The sequence below is a fragment of the Pseudomonas sp. GD03875 genome, assembly GCF_029840585.1.
Taxonomy (GTDB): domain Bacteria; phylum Pseudomonadota; class Gammaproteobacteria; order Pseudomonadales; family Pseudomonadaceae; genus Aquipseudomonas; species Aquipseudomonas paralcaligenes.
In genome coordinates this window covers 1-13,377 of the sequence record NZ_JAOCCV010000038.1, presented here as the reverse complement: position 1 = coordinate 13,377, position 13,377 = coordinate 1, and the positions used below count along the sequence as shown (strand labels likewise).

General features: G+C 59.1%; 11 protein-coding genes and 1 pseudogene. 7 read left to right on the top strand and 5 right to left on the bottom strand.

All coding sequences use genetic code 11. The annotated features are described in order from the left end of the window. Nucleotide 1: 1 nt before the first annotated feature. Entirely contained in the window at nucleotides 2–1,990 is a 1,989-nt protein-coding gene (locus N5D30_RS22970; protein WP_279910842.1) for a TonB-dependent receptor, read from the bottom strand. Between the two features lie 66 nt (nucleotides 1,991–2,056). Between N5D30_RS22970 and N5D30_RS22965 the strand changes: the two genes are divergently transcribed. Next, complete coding sequence (locus N5D30_RS22965) at nucleotides 2,057–3,409, top strand: HAMP domain-containing sensor histidine kinase (protein ID WP_279910841.1); 1,353 nt, start codon at nucleotides 2,057–2,059, stop codon at nucleotides 3,407–3,409. Nucleotides 3,410–3,457: 48 nt separating this feature from the next. Here the strand turns inward: N5D30_RS22965 and N5D30_RS22960 are convergent, their stop codons facing one another. The 3 genes from N5D30_RS22960 to N5D30_RS22950 all read right to left on the bottom strand — a co-directional run bounded on the left by N5D30_RS22960 (nucleotide 3,458) and on the right by N5D30_RS22950 (nucleotide 7,704). Beyond that, nucleotides 3,458–4,804 carry a hypothetical protein gene (locus tag N5D30_RS22960; RefSeq protein WP_279910840.1) on the bottom strand — a complete coding sequence of 449 codons (1,347 nt, stop codon included), beginning with the start codon at nucleotides 4,802–4,804 and terminating at the stop codon, nucleotides 3,458–3,460. 537 nt (nucleotides 4,805–5,341) lie between these two features. Continuing rightward, a complete protein-coding gene (locus N5D30_RS22955) occupies nucleotides 5,342–6,067 on the bottom strand; it encodes an RNA methyltransferase (RefSeq protein WP_279910839.1) in 726 nt (241 codons plus the stop codon). Next, nucleotides 6,067–7,704, bottom strand: coding sequence for an NAD(P)/FAD-dependent oxidoreductase (locus N5D30_RS22950; RefSeq protein WP_279910838.1), 1,638 nt, complete (start codon nucleotides 7,702–7,704; stop codon nucleotides 6,067–6,069). The genes N5D30_RS22955 and N5D30_RS22950 overlap by 1 nt, the downstream gene beginning before the upstream one ends. Nucleotides 7,705–8,051: 347 nt before the next feature. On the opposite strand from N5D30_RS22950, the gene rlmE reads away from it, so the two are divergent. The 3 genes and pseudogenes from rlmE (at nucleotide 8,052) to N5D30_RS22935 (ending at nucleotide 9,684) form a co-directional block, all read left to right on the top strand. Then, on the top strand, nucleotides 8,052–8,672 hold the full coding sequence (gene rlmE / locus N5D30_RS22945) for a 23S rRNA (uridine(2552)-2'-O)-methyltransferase RlmE (protein ID WP_279910837.1): 621 nt from the start codon (nucleotides 8,052–8,054) through the stop codon (nucleotides 8,670–8,672). Nucleotides 8,673–8,884: 212 nt separating this feature from the next. Continuing rightward, nucleotides 8,885–9,058: pseudogene (locus N5D30_RS22940) on the top strand (integrase); the annotation flags it as partial. 416 nt (nucleotides 9,059–9,474) lie between these two features. Continuing rightward, nucleotides 9,475–9,684, top strand: a complete 210-nt coding sequence (locus tag N5D30_RS22935) for a carbon storage regulator (RefSeq protein ID WP_279910836.1) — start codon at nucleotides 9,475–9,477, stop codon at nucleotides 9,682–9,684. Nucleotides 9,685–9,783: 99 nt separating this feature from the next. On the opposite strand, the gene N5D30_RS22930 is transcribed toward N5D30_RS22935, so the two are convergent. Continuing rightward, nucleotides 9,784–10,263 carry a hypothetical protein gene (locus tag N5D30_RS22930; RefSeq protein WP_279910835.1) on the bottom strand — a complete coding sequence of 160 codons (480 nt, stop codon included), beginning with the start codon at nucleotides 10,261–10,263 and terminating at the stop codon, nucleotides 9,784–9,786. 454 nt (nucleotides 10,264–10,717) lie between these two features. On the opposite strand from N5D30_RS22930, the gene N5D30_RS22925 reads away from it, so the two are divergent. From N5D30_RS22925 to N5D30_RS22915, 3 genes are all read left to right on the top strand, one after another. Further along, nucleotides 10,718–11,305: a hypothetical protein gene (locus N5D30_RS22925; protein WP_279910834.1), complete on the top strand. Its 588-nt coding sequence runs from the start codon at nucleotides 10,718–10,720 to the stop codon at nucleotides 11,303–11,305. 517 nt (nucleotides 11,306–11,822) lie between these two features. Next, nucleotides 11,823–12,053, top strand: coding sequence for an AlpA family transcriptional regulator (locus tag N5D30_RS22920; protein WP_279910833.1), 231 nt, complete (start codon nucleotides 11,823–11,825; stop codon nucleotides 12,051–12,053). A gap of 506 nt (nucleotides 12,054–12,559) precedes the next feature. Then, on the top strand, nucleotides 12,560–13,255 hold the full coding sequence (locus tag N5D30_RS22915; protein WP_279910832.1) for an inovirus Gp2 family protein: 696 nt from the start codon (nucleotides 12,560–12,562) through the stop codon (nucleotides 13,253–13,255). Nucleotides 13,256–13,377 lie beyond the last annotated feature (122 nt).

The following is a 13,377-nucleotide window of genomic DNA, read 5'->3' as shown; positions in this document are numbered from 1 at the left end:
CTCAGAAGCTGAGCGATACGCCCACGTTCAGGCGCCGACCGTCCAGCGTCTTGCCGTAGTCCTCGCTGGAAATGTCCTTGTCGAACACGTTGTACAGGCCGGCGTAGACATCCAGGTGCTTGTTCACCCGGTACAGCCCGCCGAGATCGACCAGGGTATAGGCCGGGCGCTGCTCGAGGTCTTCGTCGGAGACGGTCTCGCTCTTGTAGCGGGCCTTGGTCCACAGGTTCAGGCTGTCCGTCGCGCGCCAGTCCAGGCCGACGTTGAACATGTGCTTGGGCAGGTTGTTGAACGGTTTGCCGATGTCGTCCGGCGACGCTTCCGATTCGGTGATCTCGCTGTCGGAGAAGGTGTAGTTGGTCTTCAGGTCCACCCTCTCGCCAAGCGGCATGTTGAAGAAAAGCTCCACGCCACTGAGTTCGGCGGCGTCCTGGTTGACGTACTGGTTGATGGTCTGCCGGGGAGCGATGCCGTTGACCGTGCAGGTCGGCGCCGAGGCCGGGCTGGTGCAGTACAGGCGCTTGTCGATCTTGTCCTCGAACTCGGTGAAGAACACCGTCGCGCCGGAGCGGATGCCGTTCACGGCGTCCCACATCAGGCCCAGCTCGTAGTTGATGCTGCTCTCGGGCTTGAGATCGCTGTTGCCCATGTCATAGGAGCGGCCACGCCCCGCGTTCTCGACGATGCTGCTGTCGGCCTGCTTGAGCGAGGGCGCCTTGTAGCCGCCGCTGACCCCGCCCTTGAGCACCCACTCGTCGCTGAAGCGATAGACGCCGTATAGGCGTGGAATGATTTCCTCGCCGTAGTGTTCGTTCTCGTCGTAGCGCAGGCCGGCTGTCAGCGAGAAGGCGTCGGTGAGGTAGTACTCGTCCTCGACGAACAGGGCGCGCTGCCAGCGCTCCAGCTCCATGTCCGCGCCGTAGAAGCGGCCCTGGTCGTGCTCGATGGTTTCCCACTTGTACTCGCCGCCCACGGTGATCGTGTGGCGCTCTAGGGGGATGACGGTCTTGCTGTTGATCAGATCGTTGGAATAGGTCGATTCGGAGCTGCCGTTCTCGATCTCTTCCTTGGCCGTGGTGGCGAAGGTGGTGGTGCGGATATTGTCGCCCCAGTCCAGGTCATGGGTGATGCCGTAGTGGGTGCGGACATTGTCCATGTCGCCCGCCGCGCCGCTTTTCTCGGTGCGCTCGTTGTCGCTCTCGTTGCGACCCGCTTCGAGCTGGAAGCTGTGCATGTCGTTGACGACGATGTCGAGCAGCACCGTGTTGTCGATGGCGGTCTTTTCCGGATAGCCGCCGACGATCTCGTCCTCGTCCCGGTGATGACGCGAGCCGTACACGCTCAGCGCCAGGTGTTCCTGCACCAGCGGGCCGCTCAGGTAGTAGCGCGCCTGGTTGGCACTGCCGGCGTCGCCGTCCTCGTGCAGCAGCCTGTCGTAGCTGACGGTGCCGGACCATTCGCGGGCGGTGGCCTTCTTGGTGATGATGTTGATGACCCCGGCCAGGGCGCTGGAGCCGTAGAGCGAGGACATCGGCCCGCGGATCACCTCGATGCGTTCGATGGCGGACATCGGTGGCAGCCAGCCGAACTGGGTCGCGCTGCCGAAGCCGTTGTAGTAGGCCTCGCCGGAAGCCCCCAGCGGTTTGCCGTTGACCATGAACAGGGTGTACTGCTCGCCGAGACCGCGGATGTTGATCGAGGTGCTTTCCAGCTTGCCGCCGGCGCCGCCTTCGATGGAGACCCCGGGAATGTCTTGCAGGGCGTCGGTCACGTCACGGTAGTATTTGCCCTCCAGTTGTTCCTTGCCGATCACGGTGATCGATGCCGGCGCCTCGATCAACTGCTGCTCGTAGCCCGATGCGGTGACCACGATATCGTTGAGGCTGAGCCCTTCGGCGGTGTCTTCGGCCAGGGTGAGCGTCGGCAGAGCGGCGGTCGCCAGAGCCAGGGCCAGCGGGCGGAAACGGTGTGAGCGATTGACGTGATGCATGAGTAGCAGACTCCCCCATGAAAATAATACAAATGATAAGTAATCTCATTTTTGTGGGCGGCGACTATGCCACCGCTTGCTGACGACAAGCTGACGGGAAGCGGTCGCTCGGTACGGCGCAGCCTGCGCGGGCGCATGCTGGTCGCGCTGCTGCTGGTGTTCGTCCTGGGCTTCGCCAACCTGGCCGTGCACCTCTACGGCACCCGCGACGAGTTGCGCCGGGCCGTATTGGCCATCCAGGCGAGGGCGGTCAGCGAGGACGTGCAGGGCGCGGAAGATATGCAGCGCCTGCCACGCAACTACGCCGGAGGAGAGCTGGGCTACACGCTCTATTCGGCGGACGGCAAGGTGCTGTGGTTTTCCGAGAACCTGGACAGGCCCCGGCGCTTGCGCACCGTCATGCTCGAACGTGAAAGCAGCTGGTGGCGCTGGAGTCCCTTCGGGGGAGAGGTGATCAATGTGCCGGTGCGCCTCGCTGACGGCACGATCCTGATGGTCACCCGCAATGATGCCCAGGAGCGCTCGACGATCGATGACCTGCTGCTCGATCGGCTGCGCCAGAGCCTGGTGATCATGCTGCCGCTGGGGCTGGTTTCGGTATCGCTGATCCTCTGGCTGCTGCACTGGACGCTGCGTCCGGTGCGCCGTGCGGCACAGCTGGCAAAAGGCATCGGGCCGCGCCATCCCGCCCGCCGCATCCCGCTGGCCGACCTGCCCGGAGAGATCCACCCGCTGGCCGAGGCGGCCAATTCCGCGCTGGACCGACTGGCGGCCGCCTATGCCGCCGAGCGCCGTTTCGTCGCCGATGCGGCCCATGAGCTACGCACGCCGCTGACCGTGCTCGACCTGCGCCTGCAGGATGCCAGGGATAGCCAGAATCCCGACTGGCCGGCTCTCGAACAGGAAATGCGCCAGATGCGTCGCCTGGTCACCCAGTTGCTCGAACTGGCGCGCCAGGATGGCGCCTCGGCGGAGCAGGGCGGCGCCCCGCGTGTGGCCAAGGTTTCACGCATGGCCCGGGAAGCCGTCGCGGCACTGCTGCCCCTGTTCGAGGCGCAGCAACGCACCATCGAAGTCGAGATCGAGGATGGTCTGCTCTGTCGCGGCAACACCGACGAGTTGCGCGACGCACTGACCAACCTGCTGGAGAACGCACTGGTCCACGGCGCAGGCGATGTGCGCCTGACGCTATGGCAGGAGAAGGACTCGGTGATTCTGGAAGTGGGCGACCAGGGCCGGGGCGTGCCGAAGGAGGATCAGGAGGCGATGTTCCAGCGTTTCCGCAAAGGTCGGCAGAGCAGCGGTGGCACCGGGCTGGGGCTGGCCATCGTCCGCCGTATCGTGGAAAACGCGAACGGGACCGTCGCGTTCGTCGATGAGCGGCCAAGCACCTTGCGTATCGAGCTGCCTCGCGGTTGATGGCATGAGCCAACCTCCGGGCAGTGGATACCCGGAGGTTGTCACAGGTCACTCCAGCAGCTGTTCTAGGCTCGGGTCGCGGATCACGCGCTGTATTTCCTGCGGTTCCGCATTGCCGGGCAGCGCCATCTTCAGCTTCATGCCGGCGGCTTTCCGACAGGCGTTCACGCCGTCCGCGTAGATGCCGCTCATGTCGCATTTCCATTGATAGAAGTTCACCAGCCCGCCCGACATCTGGAGGCTGTAGTCCGTGCTCCGGGTACCCGGGGTGAACGCATGGCCTGCCGGGATGTTCTGGAACCACTTCATCCATTCAGGCGAGCCCACTGCCGGCGGGTCCGCCTGGAACAGCGGATTCATGATCGCGGTCTGCGGCGATTCGGCGGTCATGTGGCAGCTCAGGCAGGAGCTGTTGGGGTTGTCCACCGGCCCGTTGAGGCGACCGTTCCAGCCCAGGTGGGTCGGCGGCAGTTCCTGGGTGTCGGCATTGATGGCGGTCTGTTGCAGTGCGGTGTTGATCTTGGTGACCGTCGGCTCCGGGTTGGTGAATTCGTTGCTGGTGACCTCCGGATCGTTACCCCACATGATCCCCACCGGCACCAGGTTGTCCCAGCCGGCCTTGCCGGTCTTGGCGCCGTTGTACTGGAAGGTGCCGAAGATCCAGCCGGTCTCGCTGATGCGGGTGTCGCGCACGGCGATGTCCATCTGGATCAGGGCGACGTCCTTCACCTCGCGGTTGGCGGACGCGAAGGTCTCGGTGATGTAGCCCTGCCACAGCACAGGGTTGGCCAGGAATGGCACCGTGCTGCGGTCGATGTCGGCGAACAGCGCCTTGCACACCACGGTGCCGTTGGCGAAGCTGTTGGGCTTGGAGGTGTAGCTCGGATCGGGGTTCTGCGGGTCCTTCCAGACCTGGCCGATGGTATAGGCGCCGATGTCGTTGTAGATGCCCACCGCATAGGTCTGGCCGGTTTCGGTCTGTTCGGGCGCCAGCTGCTTGACCTGGATCTGCGCTTCCTTGGTCAGCCCGTGGATGCCTTCGCGCCCCAGCGGGCCGTAGTGCTGCCAGGGCATGTGGTACCACGGCCGCACCTTGTTGTTCTGCACGTACCAGTCGGCCTCGACGTTGCCTTCCAGGCAGTAGTCCTTCACGGCGTCCATATAGGCGCGCCAGGTCTCGAAGTTGTTGTCAGGCTTTTCCGGCAGCTGCTTGAAGAACTCGGGCAGCGTGTCCTTGGGTGGCGTGGTGGGGTAGTCCTGGCTGAGGACGAAGGAGGGGCCCTTGTAGTCGTCCGGCGGTGCGTAGCCATAGTCGGGGTAGGTTCCGGCCTGGGCCACGACGCTGAACAGGGTGGCCGTCACGGCCAGTGCAGCAGGCTTTCCATGGTGCTTCATGTCGATCATCTCCTTGATAGGTAGAACGCCTGGCATCGTTCGGGCACGTGCCCGTGGGCGCAGGGTCTCCTTTTTATTTTTCTGGGGGCTCGGTTCTGGCCGAGACCGGCTTCACGGGTGAACTGGGTGGTGGGTGGTTTACCTCCTCGGCAGCGCCGGACGAACCAATGCGCTCAGGCCCCGGCGATCTGCCCGGGATGAGGGAAAGGGAGAGAGTGAGGATGGTGTGCGGGGGGACGCGAGGGATGCTGCATGTCGACTCCTGTCGATCGCTACCGTTCTTCCTTGCTATCAGGTGTAGGTCATTTCCAGGAAAGCGCCATCCTTTTCAGCACAATTCGTGAATACGGATCGGCGTCGGCCCGACTCACCTTACATCAGTCAGGGGCCGTCCACTGTTGTGGCGGCAGTTGGGCGGTGTGGCATTGCAGCTTCGTCAGCGTGCCCTTGGTCCATTGATGGGCGCGCCGTGGTCCAGACAGTTTGTGCCAACCCGCTGGAGCAGAAGCCATCGGGGCGTATGTCCCGGTCGATCCGCTATCTGTTCAACTCGTAGGCGCACATATTGACCGTCGAGGCCAGGTTCAGCGATTCGATGGTGCCACACCCGGGGATCGTGAAGGGCCGGGCACCTAGGGCGGACAGCTGCTCGCGGGGTACGCCGCGCGCTTCGTTGCCGAACAGATAGCAATCTGACGCCCTGAAGCCGGGGGACTGCAGGCTGTCGCCATTCATGTCCAGGCAGGCGATGCGCTCGAAGCGCGTACGCAGGGTGTCCAGTTCCACATCCAGCTCCATGGGCGCGTGGAAGATGGCGCCCATGCTGGAGCGCACGACCTTGGGGTTGTACGGATCGACGCTGCCGGGGCTGAGCAGGCAGCGAAAATTGCCGAACCAGGCCAGGGTACGCAGGATGGTGCCGAGATTGCCAGGGTCCTGGATTTCGTGCAGGTAGATGGCGCGCTCGTTGGCTGCGGGAGCCGGCGCGGCCGTCACCGGCATCGGCACCAGGGCGATGATGCCCTGCGGGGTCTGGGTGTCGGCGATCTGCGCCATCTGCCGGTCGCTGATCACGTGGGTCTTGAGCGGGCTCTGCCAGTGCTCGTAGGCGGCGGTCACATACAGCTGGCTGCGCTGCAGCAGCGGATTCTTCAGGGCCGCTTTCTGCAGTTCCAGCAACAGGTGCTCGCCCTCCACCAGAAAATGTCCGAACTCGGCCCGGTACTTCTTCTGGTGAAGCTTCTTGATGTCGTCGAGTTTCATCAGTGCGGTGCCCGGTCGCTCTGCGTTTCCGCGGACAGAAGCGACCTGGCCACCGCCTCGGCGACCTTGATGCCGTCCACGCCCGCCGACAGGATGCCGCCCGCATAGCCGGCACCCTCGCCGGCCGGGTACAGGCCGCGTAGGTTGAGGCTCTGCAGGGTCTCGTGATCGCGGGTGATGCGCACAGGGGAAGAGGTGCGGGTTTCGATGCCGGTGAGCACCGCATCGTCGCGGTCGAAACCGCGTATCTGCTTGCCGAATGCCGGCAGCGCCTCGCGGATGGCCTCGATCGCGTACTCCGGCAGCGAGGGCGCGAGATCGCCCAGGCGCACGCCGGGCTTGTAGGAGGGCTCCACCTCGCCGAACTCGCTTGACGGCACGCCGCGGATGAAGTCGCCGACCAGTTGCGCGGGCGCGCAGTAGTCGCTGCCGCCCAGCTGGTAGGCGCGCGATTCGAGGCGCTCCTGGAACTCCACGCCGGCCAGCGGGCCGCCCGGGAAGTCCTGCTCGGGGTTGATGCCCACGACGATGCCGGCATTGGCGTTGCGTTCGTTGCGCGAGTACTGGCTCATGCCGTTGGTCACGACGCGCTCCGGCTCGGACGTGGCCGCCACCACCGTGCCGCCGGGGCACATGCAGAAGCTGTAGACGGCGCGACCATTCCTGGCGTGATGCACCAGCTTGTAGTCGGCGGCGCCGAGTTCCGGATGGCCGGCGTATTTGCCCAGCCGGGCCTCGTCGATCAGGCCTTGCGGGTGTTCGATACGGAAGCCCACGGCGAAGGGCTTGGCCTCCATGAACACGCCCTGGCGGTGCAGCATGCGGAAGGTATCGCGGGAGCTGTGGCCCAGCGCGAGCACGACATGGCGGCTGCGGAGGGTTTCGCCACTGGCCAGCACCACGCCTTCGAGCTGGCCTTCGTCGATCAGCAGGTCGGTCACCTTGCTCTCGAAGCGTACCTCGCCGCCGAGGGCGATGATTTCCTCGCGCATGGCGGCGACCACACCGGTGAGGCGGAAGGTGCCGATGTGCGGTTTGCTCACGTACATGATCTCTTCCGGCGCGCCGGCGCGGACGAACTCATGCACCACCTTGCGGGCGTAGAACTTGGGGTCCTTGATCTGGCTGTAGAGCTTGCCATCCGAGAACAGGCCGGCACCGCCCTCGCCGAACTGTACGTTGGATTCCGGGGTCAGGACCTTCTTGCGCCACAGGGCCCAGGTGTCCTTGGTGCGGCTGCGCACATCCTTGCCGCGCTCCAGCACGATGGGCTTGAAGCCCATCTGTGCGAGCAACAGTGCCGCGAACAGCCCGCAGGGGCCAAAGCCCACGATCAGGGGCCGCTCGCTCAGATCGGCGGGCGCCTGCCCCACGGGGTAGTAGCGGGTGTCCGGGGCTGGGCGCACATTGTGGTCATCGGCGAAGCGCGCCAGGATGGCCGCCTCGTCGCGGGCCTCCAGATCGATGATGTAGATGAACAGGATGACGCTGTTCTTCTTGCGGGCATCGTAGCTGCGCTTGAAGACGGTGAAGTTCAGCAGATCGGCGTCGCCGATACCCAGGCGCTTGACGATGGCTTTGCGCAATTCGTCGGCGGAGTGATCGAGGGGCAGGGACAGTTCGTTGATGCGAATCATGGCGGTAATCCTGGCCGGTGAATCCGGCAAAGGAAGCAACTGAGAGGGGGAAGGCGTGAATTGTACCCGCCGCCCTGGGGCCTGTCAGGCTGGCCCGACGCGCGCCTGGGGCAATCGGGTGAAAGACCTAGGAAATCCCGTCATTCCCGCGCAGCCTGGAATCCATGCGCAGGTCAGGACATAGCGTCCCTGGGTCCCCGCCTTCGCGGGGGCGACGGGGCGTTGCGCGCACGCCTGCCCGGCGGATACAGCCTGCGCGGTGTTATCGGCTTATAATCGCTGCCATTTCGCGTCCAGCGTTCACCGCGCTGGTCCGCCTCCCACCTTGGATGTCCCCTGGCTCTTACATGAAACGCTCCAAAAGCAGCAGCCGCTGGCTGAACGAACACGTCAACGACCCCTACGTCAAACGGGCGCAGAAGGACGGCCTGCGCTCCCGCGCCAGCTACAAGCTGATGGAGCTGAACGAGAAGGACAAGCTGATGCGCCCCGGCATGCTGGTCATGGACCTGGGCTCTGCCCCCGGCGGCTGGTCGCAGGTGGCCGGCAGGATCGTGGGCGAGAAGGGACGGGTCATCGCCAGCGACATCCTGCCGATGGACCCGCTGGACAACGTCGACTTCATCCAGGGCGACTTCACCGACGACGGCGTGTTCCAGCAGATTCTCGACACGCTCGACGGCAATCAGCCCGACCTGATCATCTCCGACATCGCCCCCAATATCAGCGGCGTTGCCGCCGCCGACCAGGCCTCCTCGATGTACCTGGTCGAACTCGTCCTCGACATGGTCCGGCAGGTGCTCAAGCCCAATGGCAACTTCGTGGCCAAGGTGTTCCAGGGCGAAGGCTCCGACGAATACCTGAAGGACGTTCGCACCTCGTTCGAGAAGGTGGTGATACGCAAGCCAGAGGCGTCGCGGCCGCGGTCGAGGGAGGTCTATCTGGTGGCCAAGGGATTCAAGGGATAAGGCGCTCACATTCCGTAGGGTGTTTGAGCAAGAGCGATAGCCTAGGTCCGCCTGCCGGTTGTGCTGCCATCCGCGACTGGTATTCGGCAGCGCGGCTCGATAACCATGTTCGGGCATACCAGCGGATGGTGGCGTGCAGCTGTGCATCTACAGCAAGACCGAACAGACCAGGGCATGCCCTACGGCCACCTTCGCCAGCCACTTCATCTCAGAACGGCGGGAACGTCCTCACCCTGCTGAAAATCCTGGGGCACTCCAGCCTGGCTATGACCATGCGCTACGCACACTTGGCTCCAGAGCATCTGGCGGAAGCAGTGAAACTAAGTCCGTTGGCAGGTGTGACACTCTCGGGGCATTCGATGGGGCTGGAAAGCAAAAGCCCCTGATTTTCTCTAGGAAAATCAATGACTTATGCTGTTCTGATTTGGTGGCCGGGGTAATCTGAATTGATTGTGTAAGTTTTTGATTTATAAGAAGTAATTCGGGTTAGAATTATTTTTGGAATACCATATGGAATACCGTTATCTGGGGGCACAAAGGCGTCCCTAGGGCCTCTCAGCGAACCAGCTTTGCCTTCGTGCCGAGCTTTGGGCTAGAGCCCCCCTTCGCTGTCTGCCGAAGCAATCCCGCAGCTCGACTTGAAGGCCGGTAGGTGTCCCATGTGAGCGAGCAGGCTGTGAGGGGCCTCCAAGGATACGCCAAGCTTTTCACGTTTTCTGCGCTTCTTGGCTTTACCCTGCTTCGTTGGTGCTATGTTCTACACCGACTGGAACGTCCCTCCCATCGAAAAGGAACTTCGAGCATGGGCAAGCTGACTCTTATGCGCCGTCCTGGCGAAGAAATCCGTCTGACTATCGATCCAGGTGTCGATACTGAAAAACTCCTTCGGCTGCTCTTACGTGACGGTATTACCTTGCGTGTTGAGTCCTCTGGGCGTAGTAGGGTTCGGCTTTCTGTCGAGGCGCCAAACCAAGTGTGTATTTCTCGCGCTGAACTGGAAGAGCTTGATTGAGCGCATAGTTGTTTCATCAGCCATATGGCAAGCATGACTCTCGCTCTATCAATAGGCCGCTGGCGGGTAGATATATGCTATTAAATTTGCCTTGCTTGATTAGTATCTTTCATCTTCCCCGTATCTCCCATATATCACTCCTGATGCTTCGATATATTTTTTGGCAGCGTGCATTTTTTTATCTAATTCCTTATTGACTTCCTCTTCGAGTTTTTCCATTTCCTCGGAACTTGGCAGCGCTTTGCATGTTATTATTTCTTTATTTAATAATTGTCTGATGTGCTGCTCTAGGATTATGAATGCTGTGTCGAGTCTTTTTTTGTAGCTACGTATGTTCTCTTTGAGTTCTATGTTTCTTTGTTCTTCTATTGCTCGTATCTTTTTGATTTGTTGGCTGTGAAACTCTGTTGTCTCACTAAATTCCATGACGGAAATTGCTATTGCATCTGTTTCTGTAATGTTTTCCCTCTTTGCGATTTTTTTTATCTGGTTAACGGTTTCTTGGGGAAGTATGAAGATTAGTGATTCATTGTGTTTTTTGGAGTCTCTACTCCTTCTCTGTCTTAGTGCGTTCTGCATTCTAGATATCAGGAGGCGTCCGTCGGCCGTCTCTTCCAGTGAGTCAATGGCATTCTTTATGGATAAATGATCTCTATTCGATTCCCGGAGATTTCTAGCGATCTGTCGGTCTTCTATATTCGATAGTAAATAATTTATTGCCCAGTCATGATCTCTGGCTCTTAGTAACTTAAGTTTCTTTATCATTTTGTGGTTATGTGATTAATGTTGTTTGTATTGGGATGAATATAATTATTTTAACTATATAGATTTTTTTATTGTATTTTGGTTTTGTCGTTACGTCACGATAAAAATGAAACAGTCACGTTACTGTTTTCGTTACGTAATGTTGTGTTATTTTTATAGGTATGAAAACAGGGATTTTATTGTGATGGCTATGGCAGATTCAGGGCTTTACATTCGGAATGGGGGGCTGGAGGGACGACTTCTGGGCACAGGGCCGGAGGCTAGGTTCTTGCTTGAGGCAGTGCTTCGCATGGCCGTGCTGGGGGAGATATGGAATGGCAAGAAAAATGACTTGGCTAGGAGGCTGAGACTGACGAAGAACTTCGTTTCAGTGGGAGTGGATGACTTGGTGAGTGCTGGGCTGCTGATCCGGCTATCCGCAGTGACTGAGCGAAGAGGGCGGCCAGCAATTACCTACGAAGTGAATGGTGAGATTCGGAATGATTTGAATAGTTTAGAGACCCCTTTTTCACCGTTGTTTGATGAGCTGTTTTTAGGGGCTGAACAAGCGTGTGGTGTCTCTCAGAAAACGACTGAACCGTTTTGGACAGGAAGGAAAATCGACAGTATTTTGAGAAAAAATCTCCCAAGCGCATGCAATCGACTCCTGCTAGCTGTTCTGCTAGACCATGCCAATGAGGTGGGGCTGGTGGTGGATGTTAGTAGATCAGATTTGCAAAGGATGACTGGGTTTAATGCTATTAGGGTACGCAATCGCCTAGCAGTTCTAATGGAATACGAATTGGTGCAGTTTCACGCGCCAGGATTTGCTTCTGCAAGATTTCCTGGCGGCAAGGTGAAAGTAGTTTCATTTTGAGTGATAGTTTACTGCCGTGTACTAAGAAGCCGCTGATCGTCAAGGTTTTTAGCGTGGAAGGGGATCACTTTTCGAGTGCTGCGGGAAATCTGTATAAGCAAGGAGGGTTCGGTGTCTCTCGTGAGTCTATACTTGGTGTTTGGCTTATGACGCACCGATTTATCTCGATTGCTCTATCTACGTTGAGGTGGGAGATATATCTGGAAGATAAGAAGTCGGTCGGTGAGTTGATAATGTCTACTCTGCGAGCTGACTCACCTAACAAGGCAGATGGGGTGGATTTTGAGTCGCTTTGTAAGGATTTGGCAGAATGGGTTATTTATTTAGCTAATCGCTACATTGCAGAGTATCACATCGACAAGAAAGGGAGGAATGAGTGTGTCTGGATACTTCCCTATAGCAAATGGAATATGTTTCTAATTCGCTGGAAGACTGATCAATCGGTGATTTAGGGTCATAGCTGTAGCGCTTCACTGGGCAAGGGAATCCTCTGAACGAACCACGAGGAGACCCGTTCATGAGGATCATTCGCCTAAAAGAAGTTATCGAATCCACCGGGCTAGCTCGATCGACCATCTACAAGCACATCGCAGAAGGGACTTTCCCTAAACCCGTTCCGCTGGGCGACCGTTGTGTTGGTTGGGTGGAGAGTGAAGTGCAGGATTGGATCCTGGCCCGCATCGAAGAGCGAGATTTGGCAGAGGGTCATGTAGTCCAAACCATTAGCACTCTGAGAATGGCTAGCTAAAACGAGTTTCACGCCATGACCGGCTGCGGCTGGTCATGGCGATTATGCCGCGTAGCCCGTGGGCTATAGGCAATCCTGAGACACCGGGCGGTGCTGTCTCCCACCGTCCCGGTCGAATCCAGGGGTTCTAAGCACGGACTTTGGCCTGGTTTATTTCCGGAATGCTGTTTTCAGCAAAAATGCTTCTGTGGCAAGGAGGTTGAGGTGGGATTCCTCCTTGCCTGGGGGAGATGTCATGTGCGGTGCGGGTAGTATGCTTTCCACTACTCACTCAATGGCTCTACTACTTACTTCCACCGCTTAAGCAACGCTCTCCTACGAATCTCCTTCACTGATCCCTTGCATCCGTCGTCTACCTCACAGTCCTCAATGCAGCATGAGAGATCCGGTACACGTCGTCATGTGTAGATATTCCCCTGACCAGATGACTATTTAGGGAAGCAGTCGCAGTAGAAAATCACACAGCACAGCACTGGCTATGAAACTCACCAACGAGGCTCATAGCCATGCTGAAGCTCAGTGGTACCAACAAGCCAGCTCGTCATCCCGGTAACAATAACCTCCACCTGCACTACGACGAGATCTACAAAAACTTACCCGTGATGGTCGACAAGGGGCCCTTCATCCGGGAATACCTTTCCGATCTCAAGCGCACCATCGACTCGGCGCTTTCTGAGTATCCCAGGGTGTTGGCATTCAGGGTGGATCTCAGGCTACCCCAGGAAAAGGACCTGCCTGACTACGTCTGTACGAATCAAGTCATCAGCAGATTCTTCGAATCCTTCACGAGGAAAATCCGGTACGACCAGGACAGGTTGCGTGAGCGCGGCAGGTATCCCCGCGGCTGTAATGTCCGATACGTATGGGCGAGGGAGATGGGTGAATCCGGGAGGCCGCACTATCACCTGTTGATCCTGCTCAACCGAGATGCCTATTACACGGTAGGGCGTTTGGATTCAGAGCGAGTGAACATGATCAGCAGGATGGAGGCGTCTTGGGCGAGTGTGCTGCGGATATCTGACAAGCAGGTGAGGGGGCTGGTGCATATCCCGGAGCATGCTGAGTACCGAATCGACCGGGATGTTCATCCTGACGATGAGGATGAACTACCCGCGCTGTTCTATCGAGCCAGCTACCTGTGCAAGGCCGCCACGAAGTCCTACGGAGATCGTCAGCGGGCGTATGACACCAGCAGGGGGTAGAGGGTAGCTGCTGGGCGCTGGTTTGGGATTGTGTGGTTGATCGCCAGGCCAGCGTCCCAAGCGATAGCAGCGCTTGCAGTTCTTGTGCGGAGTGGCAAATAGGTCCAGCGTAGGGTTCGCTT

Bases quoted from the DNA above. Each gene is read 5' to 3' on its own strand.
- N5D30_RS22970 (WP_279910842.1), bottom strand. From the start codon at position 1,990: ATGCATCACGTCAATCGCTCACACCGTTTCCGCCCGCTGGCCCTGGCT.
- N5D30_RS22965 (WP_279910841.1), top strand. From the start codon at position 2,057: ATGCCACCGCTTGCTGACGACAAGCTGACGGGAAGCGGTCGCTCGGTA.
- N5D30_RS22960 (WP_279910840.1), bottom strand. From the start codon at position 4,804: ATGAAGCACCATGGAAAGCCTGCTGCACTGGCCGTGACGGCCACCCTG.
- N5D30_RS22955 (WP_279910839.1), bottom strand. From the start codon at position 6,067: ATGAAACTCGACGACATCAAGAAGCTTCACCAGAAGAAGTACCGGGCC.
- N5D30_RS22950 (WP_279910838.1), bottom strand. From the start codon at position 7,704: ATGATTCGCATCAACGAACTGTCCCTGCCCCTCGATCACTCCGCCGAC.
- rlmE (WP_279910837.1), top strand. From the start codon at position 8,052: ATGAAACGCTCCAAAAGCAGCAGCCGCTGGCTGAACGAACACGTCAAC.
- N5D30_RS22935 (WP_279910836.1), top strand. From the start codon at position 9,475: ATGGGCAAGCTGACTCTTATGCGCCGTCCTGGCGAAGAAATCCGTCTG.
- N5D30_RS22930 (WP_279910835.1), bottom strand. From the start codon at position 10,263: ATGCAGAACGCACTAAGACAGAGAAGGAGTAGAGACTCCAAAAAACAC.
- N5D30_RS22920 (WP_279910833.1), top strand. From the start codon at position 11,823: ATGAGGATCATTCGCCTAAAAGAAGTTATCGAATCCACCGGGCTAGCT.
- N5D30_RS22915 (WP_279910832.1), top strand. From the start codon at position 12,560: ATGCTGAAGCTCAGTGGTACCAACAAGCCAGCTCGTCATCCCGGTAAC.